24 protein-coding genes are annotated in these 21,402 nt (G+C 69.6%); 6 read left to right on the forward strand and 18 right to left on the reverse strand.

The window, feature by feature from the left end:
* Window positions 1–59: 59 nt before the first annotated feature.
* The 3 genes from OG867_RS08225 to OG867_RS08235 all read right to left on the reverse strand — a co-directional run bounded on the left by OG867_RS08225 (window position 60) and on the right by OG867_RS08235 (window position 2,244).
* Entirely contained in the window at window positions 60–383 is a 324-nt protein-coding gene (locus OG867_RS08225) for an STAS domain-containing protein (protein ID WP_328902438.1), read from the reverse strand.
* Window positions 384–620: 237 nt separating this feature from the next.
* Entirely contained in the window at window positions 621–1,469 is an 849-nt protein-coding gene (locus tag OG867_RS08230; RefSeq protein WP_406283951.1) for a 3-hydroxyacyl-CoA dehydrogenase family protein, read from the reverse strand.
* 133 nt (window positions 1,470–1,602) lie between these two features.
* Window positions 1,603–2,244 (reverse strand): TetR/AcrR family transcriptional regulator, encoded by a 642-nt coding sequence (locus OG867_RS08235; protein ID WP_406283953.1) that lies wholly within the window; start codon window positions 2,242–2,244, stop codon window positions 1,603–1,605.
* A gap of 80 nt (window positions 2,245–2,324) precedes the next feature.
* Here OG867_RS08235 and OG867_RS08240 point away from each other — a divergent pair, with 80 nt between their 5' ends.
* Genes OG867_RS08240 through OG867_RS08250 form a run of 3 tightly spaced genes read left to right on the forward strand, consistent with a single transcriptional unit; the run spans window position 2,325 to window position 4,457 of the window.
* Window positions 2,325–3,104 carry an ABC transporter ATP-binding protein gene (locus OG867_RS08240; RefSeq protein ID WP_406283955.1) on the forward strand — a complete coding sequence of 260 codons (780 nt, stop codon included), beginning with the start codon at window positions 2,325–2,327 and terminating at the stop codon, window positions 3,102–3,104.
* A 17-nt stretch (window positions 3,105–3,121) separates the two neighbouring features.
* Window positions 3,122–3,871 (forward strand): ABC transporter permease, encoded by a 750-nt coding sequence (locus tag OG867_RS08245; RefSeq protein WP_406283957.1) that lies wholly within the window; start codon window positions 3,122–3,124, stop codon window positions 3,869–3,871.
* A gap of 13 nt (window positions 3,872–3,884) precedes the next feature.
* Window positions 3,885–4,457 (forward strand): cob(I)yrinic acid a,c-diamide adenosyltransferase, encoded by a 573-nt coding sequence (locus OG867_RS08250; RefSeq protein WP_406283959.1) that lies wholly within the window; start codon window positions 3,885–3,887, stop codon window positions 4,455–4,457.
* On the opposite strand, the gene OG867_RS08255 is transcribed toward OG867_RS08250, so the two are convergent.
* A complete protein-coding gene (locus tag OG867_RS08255; RefSeq protein WP_406283961.1) occupies window positions 4,454–5,023 on the reverse strand; it encodes a hypothetical protein in 570 nt (189 codons plus the stop codon). The genes OG867_RS08250 and OG867_RS08255 overlap by 4 nt on opposite strands.
* Before the next feature lie 94 nt (window positions 5,024–5,117).
* On the opposite strand from OG867_RS08255, the gene OG867_RS08260 reads away from it, so the two are divergent.
* From OG867_RS08260 to OG867_RS08270, 3 genes are all read left to right on the forward strand, one after another.
* Window positions 5,118–6,314: a sensor histidine kinase gene (locus OG867_RS08260; RefSeq protein WP_406283963.1), complete on the forward strand. Its 1,197-nt coding sequence runs from the start codon at window positions 5,118–5,120 to the stop codon at window positions 6,312–6,314.
* Entirely contained in the window at window positions 6,311–6,958 is a 648-nt protein-coding gene (locus OG867_RS08265; RefSeq protein ID WP_406283965.1) for a response regulator, read from the forward strand. The genes OG867_RS08260 and OG867_RS08265 overlap by 4 nt, the downstream gene beginning before the upstream one ends.
* Before the next feature lie 295 nt (window positions 6,959–7,253).
* Complete coding sequence (locus OG867_RS08270) at window positions 7,254–9,017, forward strand: glycosyl hydrolase family 18 protein (protein WP_406290834.1); 1,764 nt, start codon at window positions 7,254–7,256, stop codon at window positions 9,015–9,017.
* A gap of 84 nt (window positions 9,018–9,101) precedes the next feature.
* On the opposite strand, the gene OG867_RS08275 is transcribed toward OG867_RS08270, so the two are convergent.
* From OG867_RS08275 to prmC, 14 genes are all read right to left on the reverse strand, one after another.
* The gene (locus tag OG867_RS08275) at window positions 9,102–9,548 is read right to left on the reverse strand and encodes a DUF2550 domain-containing protein (RefSeq protein ID WP_020207372.1); all 447 of its coding nucleotides are present in this window, start codon (window positions 9,546–9,548) and stop codon (window positions 9,102–9,104) included.
* 140 nt (window positions 9,549–9,688) lie between these two features.
* A complete protein-coding gene (locus OG867_RS08280) occupies window positions 9,689–10,063 on the reverse strand; it encodes a F0F1 ATP synthase subunit epsilon (protein ID WP_073863017.1) in 375 nt (124 codons plus the stop codon).
* A 109-nt stretch (window positions 10,064–10,172) separates the two neighbouring features.
* Window positions 10,173–11,615: a F0F1 ATP synthase subunit beta gene (atpD, locus tag OG867_RS08285; RefSeq protein WP_328902428.1), complete on the reverse strand. Its 1,443-nt coding sequence runs from the start codon at window positions 11,613–11,615 to the stop codon at window positions 10,173–10,175.
* Window positions 11,615–12,529 carry a F0F1 ATP synthase subunit gamma gene (locus OG867_RS08290; RefSeq protein WP_328902427.1) on the reverse strand — a complete coding sequence of 305 codons (915 nt, stop codon included), beginning with the start codon at window positions 12,527–12,529 and terminating at the stop codon, window positions 11,615–11,617. Before OG867_RS08290 ends, atpD begins: the two co-directional genes overlap by 1 nt.
* Before the next feature lie 3 nt (window positions 12,530–12,532).
* A complete protein-coding gene (gene atpA / locus OG867_RS08295; protein ID WP_328902426.1) occupies window positions 12,533–14,104 on the reverse strand; it encodes a F0F1 ATP synthase subunit alpha in 1,572 nt (523 codons plus the stop codon).
* Window positions 14,105–14,235: 131 nt separating this feature from the next.
* Window positions 14,236–15,051: a F0F1 ATP synthase subunit delta gene (locus OG867_RS08300; protein WP_328902425.1), complete on the reverse strand. Its 816-nt coding sequence runs from the start codon at window positions 15,049–15,051 to the stop codon at window positions 14,236–14,238.
* Entirely contained in the window at window positions 15,048–15,593 is a 546-nt protein-coding gene (locus OG867_RS08305; RefSeq protein ID WP_018102635.1) for a F0F1 ATP synthase subunit B, read from the reverse strand. The genes OG867_RS08300 and OG867_RS08305 overlap by 4 nt, the downstream gene beginning before the upstream one ends.
* A 37-nt stretch (window positions 15,594–15,630) precedes the next feature.
* A complete protein-coding gene (gene atpE / locus OG867_RS08310) occupies window positions 15,631–15,879 on the reverse strand; it encodes an ATP synthase F0 subunit C (RefSeq protein WP_018102636.1) in 249 nt (82 codons plus the stop codon).
* A 67-nt stretch (window positions 15,880–15,946) separates the two neighbouring features.
* Entirely contained in the window at window positions 15,947–16,768 is an 822-nt protein-coding gene (gene atpB, locus OG867_RS08315) for a F0F1 ATP synthase subunit A (RefSeq protein ID WP_328902424.1), read from the reverse strand.
* Between the two features lie 226 nt (window positions 16,769–16,994).
* Complete coding sequence (locus OG867_RS08320; RefSeq protein WP_328902423.1) at window positions 16,995–17,432, reverse strand: hypothetical protein; 438 nt, start codon at window positions 17,430–17,432, stop codon at window positions 16,995–16,997.
* 260 nt (window positions 17,433–17,692) lie between these two features.
* The gene (locus OG867_RS08325; RefSeq protein WP_406283970.1) at window positions 17,693–19,114 is read right to left on the reverse strand and encodes an MraY family glycosyltransferase; all 1,422 of its coding nucleotides are present in this window, start codon (window positions 19,112–19,114) and stop codon (window positions 17,693–17,695) included.
* 91 nt (window positions 19,115–19,205) lie between these two features.
* The gene (locus tag OG867_RS08330) at window positions 19,206–19,847 is read right to left on the reverse strand and encodes a protein-tyrosine-phosphatase (protein WP_406283972.1); all 642 of its coding nucleotides are present in this window, start codon (window positions 19,845–19,847) and stop codon (window positions 19,206–19,208) included.
* Window positions 19,844–20,491 carry an L-threonylcarbamoyladenylate synthase gene (locus tag OG867_RS08335; RefSeq protein WP_018102641.1) on the reverse strand — a complete coding sequence of 216 codons (648 nt, stop codon included), beginning with the start codon at window positions 20,489–20,491 and terminating at the stop codon, window positions 19,844–19,846. The genes OG867_RS08330 and OG867_RS08335 overlap by 4 nt, the downstream gene beginning before the upstream one ends.
* A 46-nt stretch (window positions 20,492–20,537) precedes the next feature.
* A complete protein-coding gene (prmC, locus tag OG867_RS08340) occupies window positions 20,538–21,383 on the reverse strand; it encodes a peptide chain release factor N(5)-glutamine methyltransferase (RefSeq protein WP_406283974.1) in 846 nt (281 codons plus the stop codon).
* Window positions 21,384–21,402 lie beyond the last annotated feature (19 nt).

Genomic DNA, 21,402 nt, shown 5'->3' on the forward strand with positions numbered 1-21,402 from the left:
GTGTGCCGTCTTGCCGTACGGTCACCGAGGGGGGCCACGCGGCGTCCCCGTGAGCCCCTTCAGACGCGGGGCAGGGACTCCGCCGCGATGCCGCCCTCGATGGCGAGGATGCGGTGCAGCCGGGTGGCCACCAGGAGGCGTTGCATCTGCGGAGGCACGCCGCGCAGCACGAGGCGCCGTCCGGCGCGCCCGGCCCTGCGGTGTGCGCCCATGATGACGCCGAGACCGGTGGCGTCCCACGAATCCAGCTCGGTCAGATCGAGCACCAGATCGCCGACGCCGCCGTCCAGGGCCGCGTGCAGGACCGTACGGGCGTCCGCCGCGCTTCGGACGTCGAGGCGGCCCCCGACGACCAGCTCGGCGTGGTCGCCCCTGATGTGCATATGCGCTCCCCTGGAATGCTCCGTGGCCCGGTCCGTCTGTCCGAAACTGTCTCTGCCCCAACTGACTGCGGCAGCGACAGGGTAGTTGCCGTCTGTAAGCGAACCGATACCGAATTCACTCCGAGGAGTGATGCGGGATGGTCGCGAACGCTGGTGGATCCGGTGGATCCGGACGGCGTTCCCCGAACGGCACCCGGTCTGACTGACAGCGGATCAGCCGGACCGGACCGAAAATGATCAGTAGGTGTAGAAGCCCTGCCCGCTCTTGCGCCCGATGTCACCTGCATCGACCATCCGGCGCATCAGCTCCGGGGCGGCGAACTTCTCGTCCTGCGACTCGGTGTAGATGTTGCTCGTGGCGTGCAGCAGGATGTCGACACCGGTGAGGTCCGCGGTGGCCAGCGGTCCCATCGCGTGGCCGAAACCGAGCTTGCACGCGACATCGATGTCCTCGGCCGTGGCGACGCCCGACTCGTACAGCTTGGCGGCCTCGACCACGAGCGCCGAGATCAGCCGGGTGGTGACGAAGCCGGCCACGTCGCGGTTGACGACGATGCAGGTCTTGCCGACGGACTCGGCGAACTCCCGCGCGGTGGCGAGGGTTTCGTCACTGGTCTTGTAGCCGCGTACGAGCTCGCAGAGCTGCATCATCGGGACCGGCGAGAAGAAGTGCACGCCGACCACGCGCTCCGGGCGCTCCGTCACGGCCGCGATCTTGGTGATCGGGATGGCGGAGGTGTTGGAGGCGAGCACGGCGTCGTCCCGGACGATCTTGTCGAGCGACCGGAAGATCTCGTGCTTCACCTCCAGCTTCTCGAAGACGGCCTCGACCACGATGTCCGCGTCGGCGACGGCGTCGAGGTCGGTGGTCGTGGTGATCCGGCCCAGCGCGGCCTCGGCGTCGGCCGCGTCCAGCTTGCCCTTGGCGACGAACTTGTCGAAGGAGCCCTGGATGCCGTCGCGGCCGCGGGTCAGGGCCTCGTCGGTGACGTCGCGCAGGACGACGTCCCAGCCGGCCCGGGCGGAGACCTGCGCGATGCCGGACCCCATGAGTCCGGCTCCGATGACGGCGAGCTTCCTGGCCACGTTGGCACCCCTCTGTATGTGTCGCTGGTTCTGGATCCATGCCCTCCGGCGGAGGTTAGTACCCGGGGCGGGTGCTGGGGCCGTGAAGAGATGCGCGTCACGTCTCAAATGACGGACATCACACCGGGGGCCGTCATCCGGCGGTGCGCCGGGCGTAGTTGAGCACCTTTTCGCCCAGCAGGTCCTCGATGTCGTCCAGCAGGACGAGCGCCCGCCTGGACACCTCGGCGGGCTTCCCGCCGGCCACCATCTCCTGCCCGATGCACGCCATGAGGGTGCTGTGGACCCAGGAGAGCTGACCGGCCACCAGGACCGGCGTCCGGTCCCCCGCCCCGGCGCCGCTCACCTCCACGAGGGTGGCCTCCAGATGCTGCGCGGCCTCCTGCTGGATGTGCCAGAGGCGGGCCTTGAGGCTGTCGGCCTCCTCGATGACCCGCATGAAGCGGGCGTACCCCTCCATCAGGCCGACGGTGGGCGAGACGCCCTCGACCTGGATGCGCAGCTCCCGCAGCACGGCGTCGGCCGCGGACTCGCCCCGGTCGCGGCCCCTGACGTACCGCGAGAGGCGTTCCACGATGCCCTTGCTCCGGTCGAGGAACAGGTCCTCCTTGGCGGGAAAGTAGTTGTACACGGTGTTGACGGAGACGTCGGCGGCGTGGGCGATCTCGGCGATCGTCACCGCGTCAAAGCCCCGCTCCAGGAAGAGGCCGGTGGCCACGTCCGAGAGGTGCTGCCTGGTCTGCCGCTTCTTTCGCTCCCTGAGCCCCTCAGCCATGGGTCCATCGTAGATCGTCTGGGGTTCTCACAAATTTGGTGTCATTGCATTTTTGCAGTGACTCTGTTTTCGTGGAGGCCATGACCGTCATCAGTACGTCCGGGCTCGCCCGGACCTTCATGGGCAAGTCCGGCCCCGTCGAGGCCGTCCGCCGGCTCGACCTGACCGTCGCGGCCGGCGAGATCGTCGGCCTGCTCGGCCCGAACGGCGCGGGCAAGACGACCACCCTGCGCATGCTCACCACGCTGCTCTCCCCCACCGGCGGCGCGGCCACCGTCGCCGGCCGCGACCTGGTCGCCGACCCGGCGGGCGTACGCGAGCAGTGCGGTTACGTCGCCCAGTCGGGCGGGGTCGACCCGCACACCACCGTGCGGGAGGAGCTGGTCACCCAGGGCCGGATGTACCGGCTCGGCAAGGCGGCGGCGGTCGCCCGGGCCGCCGAAATCGCCGGGGAACTGGGCCTGGCGGACCTGCTCGACCGGCGGACCGCGACCCTCTCCGGCGGCCAGCGCCGGCGCCTCGACATCGCCATGGGGCTCACCCACCGCCCCGCCGTGCTCTTCCTGGACGAGCCGACCACCGGCCTCGACCCGGGCAGCCGCGCCGACCTCTGGGACCTGGTACGCCGGCTGCGCGACGCGCACGGCACCACCGTCGTGCTCACCACGCACTACCTGGACGAGGCGGACGCGCTCGCCGACCGGCTCGTCGTCATCGACGGCGGCCTGGTCGCGGCGGAGGGCACCCCGGCCGCGCTCAGGACCCGGTACGCGGGCTCGCCCGACGCCACGCTCCAGGACGCCTTCCTGGCCCTCACCGGACGCGCCCCCGCCGCCGACACCGCTCCCCTCGCGGTCTGACACCTCCCGGGACACCCATGCTGCTGCACGACACCGCGCTGATCTTCGGGCGCTACGCCCGCCAGACCCTGCGCTCCAAGTTCCAGATCCTCTTCGGCATCCTGATGCCCCTGCTCTACCTGCTCTTCTTCGGCCCGCTGCTCACCGGGCTGCCACTCGGCGGGAACACCGACTCCTGGCAGGTCCTGGTGCCCGGGCTGCTGCTCCAGCTCGGCCTGTTCGGCGCCTCGTTCGCCGGGTTCGGCCTGATCATCGACAAGTCGACCGGGGTGGTCGAGCGGATGCGGGTGACCCCGGTGAGCCGGGCGGCGCTGCTGCTGGGCCGGGTGCTGCGGGACGCGCTGCTGTTCGTGTTCCAGGCGGTGCTGCTGGTGCTCGTCGCCGTACTGATGGGGCTGCGGGCGCCGCTGGCCGGTGTACTGATCGGCTTCCTCTTCGTCGGCCTGCTGACGGTCTCGCTGGCCTCGCTCTCGTACGCGCTGGCGATGCGGGTCTCGACGCCGCAGGAGTTCGGGCCCGTCATCAACTCCCTCACCATGCCCGCGATGCTGCTGTCCGGCCTGATGCTGCCGATGACGCTCGGCCCGAAGTGGCTCGACGTCCTCTCGCACTTCACGCCGTTCCGCTACCTGGTGGACGCGGTCCGGGACGCGTACGTGGGCTCGTACGCCACCCCGCACATGCTGTACGGGGTCCTCGTCGCCCTCGGCTTCGCGGCGCTGGCCGTGACAGTGGGCACAGGTGTCTTCCGGAAGGCCGGGGCCTAACTACTCTGGCCGCATGGTCAATCTGACGCGCATCTACACCCGTACCGGCGACAAAGGCACCACCGCCCTCGGCGACATGAGCCGCACCGCCAAGACCGATCTGCGGATCTCCGCGTACGCCGACGCCAACGAGGCCAACGCGGTCATCGGCACCGCGATCGCCCTCGGGCGGCTGGACGAGGACGTCGTGAAGGTCCTCGTCCGCGTGCAGAACGACCTGTTCGACGTGGGCGCGGACCTCTCCACGCCGGTGGTCGAGGACCCGAAGTACCCGCCCCTGCGCGTCGAGCAGTCGTACGTGGACAAGCTGGAGGCCGACTGCGACCACTACCTGGAACAGGTGGAGAAGCTCCGCAGCTTCATCCTCCCGGGCGGTACGCCGGGCGCCGCGCTCCTCCACCAGGCGTGCACCGTGGTCCGGCGTGCCGAGCGGTCCACCTGGGCGGCGATGGAGGTGCACGGCGAGGTGATGAACGCGCTGACGGCGACCTACCTCAACCGCCTCTCGGACCTGCTGTTCATCCTGGCCCGGGTGGCGAACAAGGAGGTCGGCGACGTGCTGTGGGTGCCGGGCGGCGAACGCTAGGCATTCGGGCCCGGCTCCCGCTTCGTATCCCGCCCCGGCTCCCCCTTCGGGAACACCGTGTAGCTCGCCGCGATCACCAGGTTGATCCCGATGACCAGCAGCATCGTCCGCTGCCAGGACCGCAGCGAGCTCGTGTCCCCGTCGCCGCCCACGTACCAGACGGCCGCCTGGAGCAGCGCCAGCGCGGTCGCGGCGGCCACGGTCCAGCGGCCGGCGACCTTCCACTCGTGCACCGCCCGCGCCTTCCCGTACCTCGGCGGCTTCACCGGCGGCGGGCCACCGGCGAACCGGTGGGCGACGCGGGCGTCGGCCCACTTGATGGTGGAGTGCCCGAGGCCGGCCGTGAAGCCGATGTACACCGCGGCGAGTCCGTGCTTCCAGTCCGGCTCGGCGCCGTTCTTCAGGTCCACGGCGGTCACCGCCAGCAGGACCAGCTCCAGCACCGGTTCGCACAGCAGCACCGCGGCGCCCAGGCGCGGCTTGCGCGCCCCGTAACGCAGGGCGAGTCCGGCGGCCAGAAGCACCCAGAAGGCGATCTCGCAGGCAACGATCAGTGTGACGATCACGGGTCCGCTCCTCTTCGCTCCCTTCCAGCCTGGCCGCCGCGCGAGCCCGAAGCGTCGGCCCAGGTGACGAGACCGGACTGCATACTTCGATGTAGTGCCGACGCTCTCCCCGCCCCGCCCGCACCGCGACGACGTGCTCATCGCGGTCCTCGGGCTGCTCGGCGGACTGGTGCTGTGGCTGCTCAACCTGTACATGCGGACCGGTGACGTCCTCGGGGGCACCCGCCTGCCGCTCGTCCCGCTCGTCGTGATGTCGGCGGCGGAGCTGCTGCGCAGGACCTCGCCGCGCACCGCCCTGACCATCGGCTCCGTCGCGCTCGTCGCGGACCAGTGCACCCACGGCAACCTGGCCACCGTGGCGATGTACACCGACGTCATGTACGCGGCGGTGCTGTACGGCACCCCGGCGGCCGCCCGCCGCATCCCGGTGGTCACGTTCCTGATCTCCCTCCTCGTCACCATCGGCTCGCTCGCCTGGACCCGCAGCCCCGAGGCCCTGCTCCTCGGTATCGTCACCGCCCTCGTCGTCTTCGTGCCCGCGCTCACCGGAGTCAGCGTGCGCAACCACCGGGACGCCGCCGACACTGCCCGGCTGCGCGCCGACCAGACCGCCCTGCTCGCCGAGATGGACCGCGCCCAGGCGGTGACCGCCGAGCGGGCCCGGATGGCGCGCGAGCTGCACGACCTGGTCGCCAACCACCTGTCCGCGATCGCCATCCACTCCACCGCCGCGCTCTCCCTCGGCGACCCGGAGACCTCGCGCGACGCCCTCGGGGTCATCCGCGAGAACTCCGTCGAGGGTCTGGCCGAAATGCGCCGCCTGATCGGGCTGCTGCGCACCGGGGCCGCCGACGCGGAGCCCATCAGCTCGCCGTCCCTGGGTTCGCTGGACGCGCTGGTCGAGCAGCACCGCGCGGCCGCCGCGGCCGACGGGCTGACCTGCGTGCTGGAGGACACCAGGGACGGCGGGGCGCCCCTGCCGGCGCCGGTCGAGCTGGCCGCGTACAGGATCGTCCAGGAGTCCCTGACCAACGCGCTCAAGCACGCGGCGCCGGGCCCGGTCACAGTGCGGCTGGAGCGGACGGGGCGGTGGCTGACGGTGGAGGTGAGCAGCGTGCTCGGGGACCGGGCGGGGCCGCGCGCGCCGGGGTCGGGGGCCGGCCTGGTGGGGATGCGGGAGCGGGTGGCGCTGCTCGGCGGGGAGTTCGCGGCGGGAAGCACCTCGGCGAGCGACGGGATGTGGCGGGTACGGGCCGAACTGCCCGTGGACGAAGGAGAAGTGGGGTCATGACGGTCCGGGTGGTGGTCGCGGAGGACCAGACGGCGGTACGGGCGGGGCTGGTGCTCATCCTGGGCAGCGCGCCGGACATCGAGGTCGTCGGGGAGGCCGGGGACGGCGAGGAGGCGGTACGGCTGGCCCGCGAGCTGCGGCCGGACCTGGTGCTGATGGACGTGCAGATGCCGCGCCTGGACGGGGTCGCGGCGACCCGGCAGGTGACCGCTGAGGGGCTGGCGGACGTGCTGGTGCTGACGACGTTCGACCTGGACACCTATGTGTTCGGCGCGCTGCGGGCGGGGGCCTCGGGCTTCCTGCTGAAGGACACCGAGGCGGCCGGGCTGCTCGACGCGGTGCGCACGGTGGCGCGCGGTGAGGGGCTGATCGCGCCGGCCGTGACGCGGCGGCTGATCGCGGAGTTCGCGGGCGGCGGTTCCGTACGGGCGGACGGCCCGGACGCGTCGGTGCTGGAGGCGCTGACCCGGCGGGAGCGCGAGGTGCTGGGATGCCTCGGCGAGGGGTTGTCCAACGCGGAGATCGCCGAACGGCTGTCCATGGCGGAGGCGACGGCGAAGACGCACGTCAGCCGGTTGCTGGGGAAGCTGGAACTGCGCAGCCGGGTCCAGGCGGCCGTGCTGGCCCAGGAGTTGGGCGTCTGAGGTTTATTCAGCGGACGGTCACGGTCTTTGGTCCAGACCTCTTGACGATTGGTCCAGACCTTCTTAATCTCACCGAACACACTGCGGTGAGCCTGCCATGACAAAGCGGGCTCAGGGCGGCGCAGGGTTGCAGTTCACGGACCACCCCGTATGTCCGGACCTCAACCGAGGAGCACCGTTGAGCACTGAGACCCCCCGCCGTACCCGATTCAGACTCGGGTCCGGTCGAGCCACCAGAAGCAGAGCCGTCGCGGGCCTCACCGCACTGCTCCTTCCCCTTGCCGCCATGGTCGGCATGGCCTCCCCCGCCGAGGCGGCGACCTCCGCCACGGCCACGTACGTCAAGAAGTCCGACTGGGGCACCGGCTTCGAGGGCCAGTGGACGGTGAAGAACACCGGCACCACGTCCCTCAGCTCCTGGACCATCGAGTGGGACTTCCCCAGCGGCACCGGCGTCGGCTCCGCCTGGGACGCCACCGTCACCCACACGGGCAACCACTGGACCGCCAAGAACGTCGGCTGGAACGGCACCGTCGCCCCCGGCGCCAGTGTCTCCTTCGGCTTCAACGGCACCGGCTCCGGCAGCGGCGCCGCCACCAACTGCACGCTGAACGGCGCCTCCTGCGACGGCGGCCCCACCGTGCCGGGTGACAATCCCCCGTCGGCGCCGGGCACCCCCACCGCGAGCGCCGTCACCGACACCTCGGCGAAGATCAGCTGGACCGCGGCCACCGACGACAAGGGCGTCAAGAACTACGACGTCCTGCGGGACGGCTCGGTCGTCGCGACGGTCACCGGCACCACGTACACGAACAGCGGCCTCACCGCGGGCACGGACTACTCGTACAGCGTGCAGGCGCGGGACACCGCCGACCAGACCGGCCCGGTCAGCGGCGCGGTCAAGGTCCACACCACGGGCGGCGGCGGCACCGACCCCGGCACCGGGGACAAGGTCAACCTCGGCTACTTCGCCGAGTGGGGCGTCTACGGGCGCAACTACCACGTCAAGAACCTGGACACGTCCGGTTCGGCTGCGAAGATCACGCACATCAACTACGCCTTCGGCAACGTCCAGGGCGGCAAGTGCACCATCGGCGACTCCTACGCCGACTACGACAAGGCGTACACCGCCGACCAGTCCGTCGACGGCGTCGCCGACACCTGGGACCAGCCGCTGCGCGGCAGCTTCAACCAGCTGCGCAAGCTGAAGGCGAAGTACCCCCACATCAAGGTGCTGTGGTCCTTCGGCGGCTGGACCTGGTCCGGCGGCTTCGGCCAGGCGGCCCAGAACCCGGCCGCGTTCGCCGACTCCTGCTACAGCCTGGTCGAGGACCCGCGCTGGGCCGATGTCTTCGACGGCATCGACATCGACTGGGAGTACCCCAACGCCTGCGGCCTGACCTGTGACACCAGCGGCCCGGACGCGCTGAAGAAGCTCACCTCGGCGCTGCGTACCAAGTTCGGCAGCAGCAACCTGGTCACCGCCGCCATCACGGCCGACGGCTCCCAGGGCGGCAAGATCGACCTGGCGGACTACGCCGGCGCCGCGCAGTCGCTCAACTGGTACAACGTGATGACGTACGACTTCTTCGGCGCCTGGGACGCGAAGGGCCCGACCGCCCCGCACTCCCCGCTGAACTCGTACTCCGGCATCCCGATCGCCGGCTTCAACTCCGCCGACGCCATCGCCAAGCTGAAGGCCCAGGGCGTCCCCGCGTCCAAGCTGCTGCTCGGCATCGGCTTCTACGGCCGCGGCTGGACCGGCGTCACCCAGGACGCGCCCGGCGGCACCGCCACCGGCGCCGCCCCGGGCACGTACGAGGCGGGCATCGAGGACTACAAGGTCCTCAAGAACACCTGCCCGGCCACCGGCACGATCGCCGGCACCGCGTACGCCCACTGCGGCACCAACTGGTGGAGCTACGACACCCCGGCCACCATCAAGTCGAAGATGGCCTGGGCGAAGACGCAGGGCCTGGGAGGCGCGTTCTTCTGGGAGTTCAGCGGGGACACCAGCAACGGTGAACTCGTGAGCGCGATGAACACCGGCCTCAAGTAACCCCCGAGGCTCAACCCCCCGAAAGACGCCGGGGAGACAGGTCCGCCCCCTGTCTCCCCGGTTTTCGTGTGTGCGGCACGCCGCTCAGGCGACGTTGACCCTCTGGCCGGGCGGGGCCGCCTCCAGCCAGGCGAGGAAACCGGTCAGCGCGTCCTCGCTCATCGCCAGCTCCAGGCGGGTCTCCCGGTGGAGACAGCCGAGCACGATCGCGTCGGAGAGCAGCGCCAGCTCCTCCTCGCCCTCCGGCATCCGGCGGGCCACGACCTCGATCGCGGACCGTTCCAGGACCCGGCGCGGCCGCGGCGAGTAGCTGAAGACCCGGAACCAGTTCACCTTGTCGCCGCTGTACCGGGCGACGCCGTACACCCAGCCCTTGCCGGACAGGTCGGGTTCCTCGGGTACGTTCCACCGGAGACTGCAGTCGAAGGTCCCGCCGGAGCGCTGAATCAGCCGCCGGCGCAGACCGAAGACGAAGAGTCCCAGCGCGACCAGTGCGACGACCAGTCCGCCCACCCACAGCGCGAGGTACATCTCCACCGACCTCCTCGCATCATCGAGTAAACGGATACCGTCCGTACGTCACCTGCATCTGCATCGCCTCAGCCGCGACACGGTCCGGAGAGGTCTCCGGCACGGGCCGCGGCTGAGGGTACATCCATGTCGTGAGGTGGCTAGTGTGCCGCCACCGCACGCAGTCGCACTTCGGCGCGCCGCTCGGAAGCGGCGTCCGTGTCCGACTTCGCTCGCTCCAGCGCACGCTCGGCGCGCTGGACGTCGATCTCGTCGGCAAGCTCCGCGATCTCCGCGAGAAGCGAAAGCTTGTCGTCGGCGAACGAGATGAAACCGCCGTGCACGGCGGCGACGACGGTCGCGCCCTCGCTCGTACGGATCGTCACCGGGCCCGATTCCAGCACACCCAGAAGCGGCTGGTGACCGGGCATGACGCCGATGTCGCCGGACGTGGTGCGCGCGACGACCAGGGTGGCCTCGCCGGACCAGACACTGCGGTCCGCGGCGACCAGCTCGACGTGCAGCTCAGCAGCCAAGGGTGGCTCCTCGGGTCACCACCCGGCGGTCGTGCCGGGTGTTGGGTCAATTCTACGGGGCGTGGTGAGGGGGACGGGACGCACCCGCCCCCCTCGGTGAGCCGGGGGCTCAGGAGACGCCGAGCTCCTTGGCGTTGGCCTTCAGGTCCTCGATGCCACCGCACATGAAGAACGCCTGCTCGGGGAAGTGGTCGTACTCACCGTCGCAGATCGAGTTGAACGCGGCGATCGACTCCTCCAGCGGAACGTCCGAACCGTCCACGCCGGTGAACTGCTTGGCGACGTGGGTGTTCTGCGACAGGAAGCGCTCGACGCGACGGGCACGGTGGACAACGAGCTTGTCCTCCTCGCCCAGCTCGTCGATACCGAGGATCGCGATGATGTCCTGGAGGTCCTTGTACTTCTGGAGGATCCCCTTGACACGCATGGCGGCCTCGTAGTGGTCCGCCGCGATGTACCGCGGGTCGAGGATGCGGGACGTCGAGTCCAGCGGGTCCACGGCCGGGTAGATGCCCTTCTCGGAGATCGGACGGGAGAGAACCGTCGTCGCGTCGAGGTGGGCGAAGGTGGTCGCCGGCGCCGGGTCGGTCAGGTCGTCCGCGGGGACGTAGATCGCCTGCATCGAGGTGATCGAGTGACCGCGGGTCGACGTGATGCGCTCCTGGAGCAGACCCATCTCGTCGGCCAGGTTCGGCTGGTAACCCACCGCGGACGGCATACGGCCGAGCAGGGTGGACACCTCGGAACCGGCCTGGGTGTACCGGAAGATGTTGTCGATGAAGAAGAGCACGTCCTGCTTCTGCACATCGCGGAAGTACTCCGCCATGGTCAGACCGGCCAGGGCGACGCGGAGACGGGTCCCCGGCGGCTCGTCCATCTGGCCGAAGACGAGCGCCGTCTTGTCGATGACGCCGGAGTCGGCCATCTCCTCGATGAGGTCGTTGCCCTCACGGGTACGCTCACCGACGCCCGCGAACACCGACACACCGTCGTGGTTGTTGGCGACGCGGTAGATCATTTCCTGGATCAGCACGGTCTTGCCGACACCGGCACCACCGAACAGACCGATCTTTCCACCCTTGACGTACGGGGTGAGCAGGTCGATGACCTTGACGCCGGTCTCGAACATCTCGGTCTTGGACTCGAGCTGGTCGAAGTTGGGCGCCTTGCGGTGGATCGGCCAGCGCTCGGTGACCTCGGCCTCGGCCTCGGGCTTGTTCAGGATCTGGCCGAGGGTGTTGAACACCTTGCCCTTGGTGACGTCACCGACGGGGACGGTGATGCCCGTGCCCGTGTCGGTCACCGGGGCCTGGCGGACCAGACCGTCGGTGGGCTGCATCGAGATCGCGCGGATCACGCCGTCACCGAGGTGCTGGGCGACCTCGAGCGTCAGCGTCTTGAGCTTGCCGTCCTCGGCCGGGTCGGCCACCTCGACGGTCAGCGCGTTGTAGATCTCCGGCATCGCGTCGACGGGGAACTCCACGTCGACGACCGGGCCGATGACCCGGGCGACGCGGCCCGTGGCGACGGCCGTCTCCACTGTGGTCGTCATTACTTGTCACTCCCCGCGGTCGCGTCGGCCAGCGCACTGGCACCACCGACGATCTCGCTGATTTCCTGGGTGATTTCGGCCTGGCGGGCCGCGTTGGCAAGCCGGGAGAGCGTCTTGATGAGCTCACCGGCGTTGTCGGTGGCCGACTTCATCGCGCGGCGGCGGGCGGCGTGCTCGGAAGCAGCGGCCTGCAGCAGCGCGTTGTAGATACGGCTCTCGACGTACCGCGGAAGCAGGGCGTCGAGGACGTCCTCCGCCGACGGCTCGAAGTCGAAGAGCGGCAGGATCTCGCCCTTGCCGGTCTCCTGCTCCGTGGCATCGAGACTGAGCGGCAGCATCCGGTCGTCGACCGGGTTCTGCGTCATCATCGACACGAACTCCGTGAAGACGATGTGCAGCTCGTCGACGCCGCCCTCGGCGGTCTCCTTGGTCACCGCCTCGATCAGCGGAGCAGCCGCCCGCTTGGCATCCGCGTACGTCGGGCTGTCGGTGAAGCCGGTCCACGAGTCCGCGATCTTGCGCTCGCGGAACCCGTAGTAGGCGACACCCTTGCGGCCGATCACATACGTGTCGACCTCCTTGCCCTCACCGCGCAGCCGCTCGGTCAGCTTCTCCGCGGCCTTGATGGCGTTGGAGGAGTAACCGCCGGCCAGACCGCGGTCGCTCGTGATGAGCAGGACCGCGGCCCGGGCCGGGGACTCGGCCTCGGTGGTCAGCGGGTGCTTGGTGGTGGAGCCGGTCGCCACCGCGGTCACCGCGCGGGTGAGCTCGGTCGCGTACGGCGTCGACGCCGCCACCTGGCGCTGCGCCTTGACGATGCGCGAGGCGGCGATCATCTCCATCGCCTTGGTGATCTTCTTCGTGGCGGTGACGGAGCGGATGCGGCGCTTGTAAACGCGAAGCTGAGCGCCCATCGATCAGCCCTCGCCCAGGAGCTTGCCGTCCGAGGTCTCGAACTGCTGCTTGAAGGCGGCCACGGCGTCGGCGATCGCCTCCAGCGTGTCGTTGGACATCTTGGCGCCCTCGCGGATGCCGGTGAGGAGGTCCTTGCGCTCGCGGCGCAGGTACTCCAGCAGCTCCGACTCGAAGCGGCGGATGTCCTCGACCGGGACGTCGTCCATCTTGCCGTTGGTGCCGGCCCAGACGGAGACGACCTGCTCCTCGACCGGGAACGGGGCGTACTGCGGCTGCTTCAGCAGCTCGACCATGCGCTTACCGCGCTCCAGCGACGCCTTGGAGGCCGCGTCCAGGTCGGAACCGAAGGCGGCGAACGCCTCCAGCTCGCGGTACTGGGCGAGGTCCACGCGAAGCCGGCCGGACACCTGGCGCATGGCCTTGTGCTGGGCTGAGCCACCGACGCGGGAGACCGAGATACCGACGTTCAGGGCCGGACGCTGACCGGCGTTGAACAGGTCGGACTCCAGGAAGCACTGGCCGTCGGTGATGGAGATGACGTTGGTCGGGATGAACGCCGACACGTCGTTCGCCTTGGTCTCGACGATCGGGAGACCCGTCATCGAACCGGCACCCATGTCGTCGGAGAGCTTGGCGCAGCGCTCCAGCAGACGCGAGTGGAGGTAGAAGACGTCGCCGGGGTACGCCTCACGGCCCGGCGGACGGCGCAGCAGCAGGGAGACGGCGCGGTAGGCGTCGGCCTGCTTCGAGAGGTCGTCGAAGATGATCAGGACGTGCTTGCCCTGGTACATCCAGTGCTGGCCGATGGCCGAGCCGGTGTACGGCGCGAGGTACTTGAAGCCGGCCGGGTCGGACGCCGGGGCGGCGACGATGGTCGTGTACTCCAGCGCACCGGCCTCTTCGAGGGCGCCGCGCACGGACGCGATCGTGGAGCCCTTCTGACCGATGGCGACGTAGATGCAGCGCACCTGCTTGTTCACGTCGCCCGAGCGCCAGTTGTCGCGCTGGTTGATGATCGTGTCGACGGCCAGAGCGGTCTTACCCGTCTGACGGTCGCCAATGATCAGCTGACGCTGGCCGCGGCCGATCGGCACCATGGCGTCGACGGCCTTGTAGCCGGTCTGCATCGGCTCGTGCACCGACTTGCGGACCATGACGCCAGGGGCCTGCAGCTCGAGGGCGCGGCGGCCGTCGGTCGCGATCTCGCCGAGACCGTCGATCGGGTTGCCGAGCGGGTCGACGACGCGGCCGAGGTAGCCCTCGCCTACGCCGACGGAGAGCACCTCACCGGTGCGCTGCACCGGCTGGCCCTCCTCGATGCCGCTGAACTCGCCGAGGACGATCGCACCGATCTCGCGCTCCTCAAGGTTGAGGGCGAGACCGAGGGTGCCGTCCTCGAACTTCAGCAGCTCGTTCGCCATGGCGGAGGGCAGGCCCTCCACCTTCGCGATGCCGTCGCCGGCAACGCTGACCGTACCGACCTCCTCGCGCGAGGCCGCGTCCGGCTTGTACGACTGGACAAAGTTCTCCAGCGCGTCCCGGATCTCCTCCGGCCGGATCGTGAGCTCCGCCATCTGGGTTCCCTGCTCTCCTTGTTGGGCCCGAAGTTTCTTAAGGGGGTCTGGGGGCGACCCCCAGGAATCTTCTGCAGTTTCTGCACGGCCCAACCGGGCCGCTTGTCTTGCTCTGTTCTGTTGCGCCTGCGTCAGCCGGCCATACGGCGGGTCGCCTCGTCGAGGCGGTCCGCGATGGTGCCGTTGATGACCTCGTCGCCGACCCGCACCGCGATCCCGCCGAGGACCGAGGGGTCCACGTCCAGGTTCAGGTGCATCTCGCGGCCGTAGATCTTCGCCAGGGCCGCGCCCAGGCGCTGCTTCTGCCGGTCGCTGAGCGGCACCGCGGAGGTGACGATCGCGACCATGCGCTCCCGGCGCTCCGCGGCGAGCTTGGAGAGGGAGTCGAGTCCCGCTTCCAGGCTACGTCCACGCGGCTGGGTGACAAGCCGCACGATGACGCGCTCGGTGGCGGGCCGCACCTTGCCGCCGAGCAGGCTGCGGAGCAGCTCGCCCTTGGCGGCGGGGGTCGCGGTCCGGCTGGTGAGCGCGGCGCGCAGGCCGGTGTCCGAGGCGACGATGCGGCCGAACCGGAAGAGCTCGTCCTCCACGTCGTCCAGGTCGCCGGTGCGCTGGGCGGCGGTGAGGTCGGCGGTGTTCGCCAGTTCCTCGACCGAGTCGACCAGGTCACGCGACTGCGACCAGCGCGAGCGGACCATGCCGGAGACCAGGTCGACGGCTTCGCCGCCCACCTGGCCGCCGAGCAGGCGGCCCGCCAGCTCGGCCCTGGCCTCGCCGGGCTGCGCCGGGTCGGTCAGGACCCGGCGCAGCGACACCTCGCGGTGCAGCAGCGCCGTGACGCCGGCCAGGTCCTCGGCGAGCTTCGCCGCGTCGACCGACGTGGAGTCGGTCAGCGCGTCGAGACGCTCGCGTGCGGCAGCCAGTGCCTCGCGGCTCGCGCTGTTCATCGGACGGCCTCGGCCTTCGCTTCGAGCTCGTCGAGGAAGCGGTCGACGGTGCCACTCTGCCGGGCGTGGTCCTCCAGGGACTCACCGACGAGCTTGCCGGCCAGGTCGGTGGCGAGCTTGCCCACGTCCTGGCGCAGCGCGGCGGCGGCGGCCTTGCGGTCGGCCTCGATCTGGGCGTGGCCGGCGGCGACGATCTCGTCGCGCTGGCGCTGGCCCTCGGCGCGCATTTCCTGCAGGATCACGGCGCCCTGCTCCTGCGCCTCCTGGCGCATACGAGCGGCTTCGTGGCGGGCCTCGGCGAGCTGAGCCTTGTACTGCTCAAGAACGCTCTGGGCCTCGGTCTGGGCCGCATCGGCCTTCTCGATCCCGCCTTCGATGGCCTCGCGACGCTCTTCCAGAACCTTGTTGATGTTCGGGAGGAGCTTCTTGGCGAGGAAGCCGAAGACGATGACGAAAGCGATGAGGCCAATGACGAGCTCAGGGATCGGCGGGATGAGCGGGTTTTCCGCTTCCTCCGCCGCGAGCTGAACCAGGGGGTTCACGTCAGTGCCTTCCGTCGAATGGGCTGTTCGCGACCGGTCAGGAGGTCGGGTAGACGAACGGCATGACCAGACCGATCAGGGCGAGCGCCTCACAGAAGGCGAAGCCGAGAATCTGGTTGGCGCGGATGAGACCGGCAGCCTCGGGCTGACGGGCGAGCGCCTGGGTGCCGTTACCGAAGATGATGCCGATGCCGACGCCGGGGCCGATCGCGGCGAGGCCGTAACCGATCGAGCCGAGGTTGCCCTTGATTTCGACGCCGGCGGCGAGGGTCTGGAGAGCGGACATGCCGGTTCTTCCTTCTCTTTCAATGTCCGGTGGGGGTTGGCCACCGGGTGCTTCAGGAGTGGGGTGCTCAGTGGCCCTTGGCGAGAGCGCCCTGGATGTAGCTGCAGGCCAGCAGCACGAAGACGTAAGCCTGAACAGCCTGGATGAAGAGTTCGAAGGCGGTCATCACGATGACCATCACGAACGACACACCTGCGTAGGCGATTCCGATGCCGTTGAGCATGTACCAGCTGGCGATCGTGAAGAGCAGCAGGAGCGTGTGGCCCGCGAACATGTTGGCGAACAGTCGGACCGCGTGCGTGAACGGCCGGACGAACAGGTTCGAGAAGAACTCGATGGTCATCGAGAGCGGCAGGACCCCGCCGAGGCTCTTGTCGTAGCCCGTGAAGTTCTTGAGGGCTCCGACGAAGCCGTGCTTCTTGAAGGTCAGTCCGACCCACAGGAAGTAGACGATCGCGGCCAGTGCGGCCGGGTAGGAAATGATCGCCGTTACGGGGAACTGGGCAACCGGGATGATGGACCAGAGGTTCATCATCCAGATGACGAAGAACAGGGAGACCATCAGCGGGACGTACTTCTCGCCGTCGCGCTTGCCGATCGTCTCGTAGACGATGCCGCGGCGGATGAAGTCGTATCCGGCCTCGGCCGTCATCTGGAGCTTGCCGGGCACCAACTTCGGCTTGCGGAAGGCGGCCCAGAAGAAGCCAACGATGATCACCGAGCCGAGCAGGGCCAGCAGCATCGTCTTGTTGAAGTACAAGTTGCTGTCCGCGTCGCCCCAGAGGGGCTCGAACAGGAACGAGTGCAGGCCGGGTGCCGGAAAGCCACAACCGTCGAAGAGGTGGCAATCGGTCTCGAAGGCGAGCACCTGTGTCGGGTCAGCACTCACCGCGGGCTCCTTCAGCGTGGCGCATAGGTACGGCAACCTCGTTGTGTCGGCGCGGCGCGCAGCCGCGGTTCGGCACTGGACTGGTGTTTCGGATGTGTGAGCGGCGGTCAGGCATGTGAGCCTCGCGATCGAGCAGGCGTCAGCTCACATGCACGCGCCCGCAGTGCCGCAGTTGGAACCGGACGATAGCAGGGTCCTGACCCCGCACTTATTCCGCCCCTACCCTTCACGCGTCGGACCCCGGTTTCCCGGCCTTGTCGGCCTTCTCGGATTCGGGTTCCACGTAAAGGATCTTCGCCTTCATGTGCGCACGCGCCTGTGCGCCGATCCACACGAGGGTCGTCGCGACCAGGGTGATCGCGAACGCCTTCGGGTTGAACAGCGAGGTGTTCTTGAATACGGCGACGAAGATGAACAGCAGCAGGAGTTGCGCCGTGTAGAGCGCGAGCCCCATCGCCTGGAAGAGGTGGGGCATGGACCTGGCGGTCCGTTGCAGGACCAGGAGTCCGATCCCCATGAAGAGGATGACCACGACCGTCCCCACGATCGCGCCCAGGGCTCCCTTGCCACCGGCGACGCCAGCGCTGATCGCGACGGCTACGGCGCCGGCGACAGCGGTGGGTACGGCGGTCTGGAGGAGAGTCCGGACGTCGTTGGACGGCATGGCGGCAGCTCCGCTTGCAGGGGGTGGGCAGTGTGTCGTCATGGACGAGCGTAGGCCCGGTCCGAGTCGATGCCTCGGGCCGATGGACCGTGCTACATCAGGTCCTTCGGCTCTGTCACCGGGCTTCGTGAACGGTATCACAAACTATTTGATGAGGTCTTTACCAAGAAAGTGTGCTTGCTGTCACACGTGAGGGCTAACGAGCACGTGTGAGCGAGGCGCAGCTTCGCTTTGTCTGCTAATGGGCGCCCGTGACCGGTTCACCGTCGGGTGGAACCGGCCGCCCGACGGTCGGTCGTACGCGAACGGTGGCCGATGGCGGTCGCCCCGTTGACGCCCGAGACACCCGCGACGACGGGAGCCCCGTCAGCCGCCTCACGCTCCTCTGCGGCATCCCCGGCCCCATCCGCCGCATCCGTCCCCATCTGGCCGTCCACGGCCCCCTGTTGGCCCTCCGCGGCCTCCTCCGACGCGGCGGCACCCGGCCCCTCCTGGCGACGCCGTCCGCGGCGGTAGCGAGGCGGCACGAAGCGTTCCGCCCAGCGCGGGGCGCGCGGGGTGAACCGGGGCATCAGGAGCAGGATCAGCCCGAGCGCGCTCAGCCCCACGATCACGAGCACGATCCACAGGGACGTCGAGTGCACCGAGTACCCCACCGCGCCGAACGCGATCAGCGCCGACCAGAAGTACATGATCAGCACCGACCGGCTGTGCGAGTGGCCGATGTTCAGCAGCCGGTGGTGCAGGTGGCCGCGGTCCGCCGCGAACGGCGACTGGCCGTTCCAGGTGCGCCGCACGATCGCCAGCACCAGGTCGGCCGCCGGGATCGCGATGATGGTCAGCGGCAGCAGCAGCGGGATGAACACCGGGAGCATCGCGTGGGTCGCCTCGCGCTCGCTGCCCGCGAAGAGCCTCATGTTGTCCGGGTCGACCTGCCCGGTCACCGAGATCGCACCGGCCGCCAGCACCAGCCCGATCAGCATCGAACCCGAGTCGCCCATGAAGATCCGCGCCGGGTGCATGTTGTGCGGCAGGAAGCCGAGGCACATGCCCATCAGGATCGCCGCGAACAGCGTCGCCGGGGCGGCGGCCTCGATCGTGTGCCCGTACCAGAGCCGGTACGTGTACAGGAAGAACGCGGCGGCGGCGATGAGGACCATGCCCGCAGCGAGCCCGTCCAGGCCGTCCACGAAGTTGACCGCGTTGATGGTGATGACGACCAGCGCCACGGTGAGCAGCGTGCCCTGCCACGGGGTGAGGGCCACGGTGCCGACGCCCGGGATCGGCAGCCACAGGATCGTGAGGCCCTGGAGGACCATCACGGCGGCGGCGAGCATCTGCCCGCCCAGCTTGATCAGGGCGTCGATCTCGAACTTGTCGTCCAGGACCCCGATCAGCCAGATCAGCGCCGCCCCGGAGAGCAGCGCCCTCGGTTCGCTGGAGAGCTCGAAGACACCGTCGAGGTTGGCGAGGTGGTTGGCCACGATGAGCCCCGCGCACAGCCCGCCGAACATGGCGATGCCGCCGAGCCTCGGGGTCGGTTCGCGGTGGACGTCGCGCGCGCGGATCGCGGGCATCGCCCCGACCGCGATGGCGAACTTGCGCACCGGACCGGTGAGCAAGTAGGTCACAGCGGCCGTGACACAGAGTGTCAGCAGGTAATCACGCACGGGCTGCCCCACAGATATCGCCGGCCATCTCAGCCCACACCTTAACTAGACAGGTCCCATGGTTGAGGACACGGAGTCCGTCGCGATGGTTGCACAGAGGAAGTCAGTGGGGCGCGGAGACGCCGGTCAGCGCGGTGACGACCGGGTCCAGGGCCTGGCTGATCTCGTCGCCGATGGACCGGAAGAAGGTGATCGGGGCGCCGTACGGGTCGTGGACCTCGTCGGCGTCCGGGGTCGGGGCCAGCAGCCAGCCGCGCAGCGCGGCGGCGGCCCGGACCAGGGCGCGGGCACGCTCGACCACGCCCTCCTCGGCGGCGTCGGGCAGGGTGGCCGGGTCTATGGCCCGGACCAGCCTGGTGAACTCCTTGAGCGTGAAGGTGCGCAGCCCGGCCGAGTGGCCCATGGAGATGACCTGGGCGCGGTGGTCGCGGGTGGCCGTGAGCACGAGGTCGGCACGGATCACGTGCTCGTCCAGCAGCTCACGGCCGGTGAAGCCGGTGGCGTCGGCGCCGAAGTCGGCGAGGACCACCTCGGCGTTGGCCTCCATCGGGGCGCCCTCGTGGCCCCAGGTCCCGGCGCTCTCCACGATCAGCCCGCCCTGGAGCGGGTCCCCGAGCCGGTGCACCAGGGCGTGCCGGGTCAGCCGCTCGGTGATCGGCGAGCGGCAGACGTTGCCGGTGCTGACGTGGAGGATGCGGAAAGTGTCGGGCCGCCCCGCTATGCCACGCCCCTCGGGGGCGGTCAATTGGCCACCTCAAGGTCGGGGACCACCTTGCGCAGTTCCTCCGCCGAGATCGCTCCGGCGCGCAGCAGGACGGGCACCTTGCCGGTGACGTCCACGATGGAGGAGGGCACGATGCCGGGGGTCGGGCCGCCGTCGAGGTAGACGGAGACGGAGTCGCCGAGCATCTCCTGGGCGGCGTCGCAGTCCTCCGGCGAGGGGTGGCCGGTCAGGTTGGCGCTGGAGACGGCCATCGGGCCGACCTCGGTGAGGAGCTCGATGGCGACCGGGTGCAGCGGCATCCGGACGGCGACGGTGCCCCGGGTGTCGCCGAGGTCCCACTGGAGCGAGGGCTGGTGCTTGGCGACCAGGGTCAGGGCGCCCGGCCAGAAGGCGTCGACCAGCTCCCACGCCTGTTCGGAGAAGTCCGTGACCAGGCCGTGCAGGGTGTTCGGGGAGCCGATGAGGACCGGCGAGGGCATGTTGCGGCCGCGGCCCTTGGCTTCCAGGAGGTCGCCGACGGCCTCGGAGGCGAAGGCGTCCGCGCCGATCCCGTACACGGTGTCGGTGGGCAGCACGACGAGCTCGCCGCGGCGGACGGCCGACGCGGCTTCGCGCAGCCCCGTCGTGCGGTCGGTCGCGTCGTTGCAGTCGTATCGCCGTGCCATCAGCCGGCCTCCTCAAGCATGTACGGGTAGGGGTGCGGGGCGCGGGTCACGGCATCGCCTTGCGGGCGGTGGCGAACCGGGGTCGCCGGTTGAGGTCGGGATGGTCGGCCGCGTCGGCCCAGCCCCGTTCCTCGGTGAAGATCCAGGGCACCTGGCCGCCCTGGGTGTCGGCGTGCTCGATGACGACGAGGCCGCCGGGGCGGAGCAGGCGGTGCGCGGTGCGCTCGATGCCCCGGATGGTGTCGAGGCCGTCCTCGCCGGAGAACAGCGCCATCTCGGGGTCGTGGTCGCGCGCCTCGGGCGCCACGTACTCCCACTCGGTGAGCGGGATGTACGGCGGGTTGGAGATGACCAGGTCGACCTGGCCGTCCAGCTCGGGCAGGGCGGTGAGCGCGTCGCCGCGGTGGACGGTGACGCGGGAGTTCTCGGCGTTCTTCCGGGTCCACTTCAGGGCGTCCTCGGAGAGCTCCACGGCGTGTACGCGGGAGCGCGGGACCTCCTGGGCCATGGCGAGGGCGATGGCGCCGGAGCCGGTGCACAGGTCCACGATCAGCGGCTCCACCACGTCCATCGCGCGGACGGCGTCTATGGCCCAGCCGACGACCGACTCGGTCTCGGGGCGGGGTACGAAGACGCCGGGGCCGACCTGGAGCTCCAGGTAGCGGAAGAAGGCGCGTCCGGTGATGTGCTGGAGGGGTTCGCGGGCCTCGCGGCGGGCGATGGTCTCCCAATAGCGGGCGTCGAAGTCGGCGTCCGGCACGTGGTGCAGTTCGCCCCGCTTGACGCCGTGCACGAACGCGGCGAGTTCCTCGGCATCGAATCTCGGTGAGGGAACACCGGCGTCGGCCAGCCGCTGGGTGGCCTGGGCCACCTCGGCGAGCAGCAGGTTCATCGCGGTTCTCCGTACGGGT

Source organism: Streptomyces sp. NBC_00209 (assembly GCF_045206345.1).
Taxonomy (GTDB): domain Bacteria; phylum Actinomycetota; class Actinomycetes; order Streptomycetales; family Streptomycetaceae; genus Streptomyces.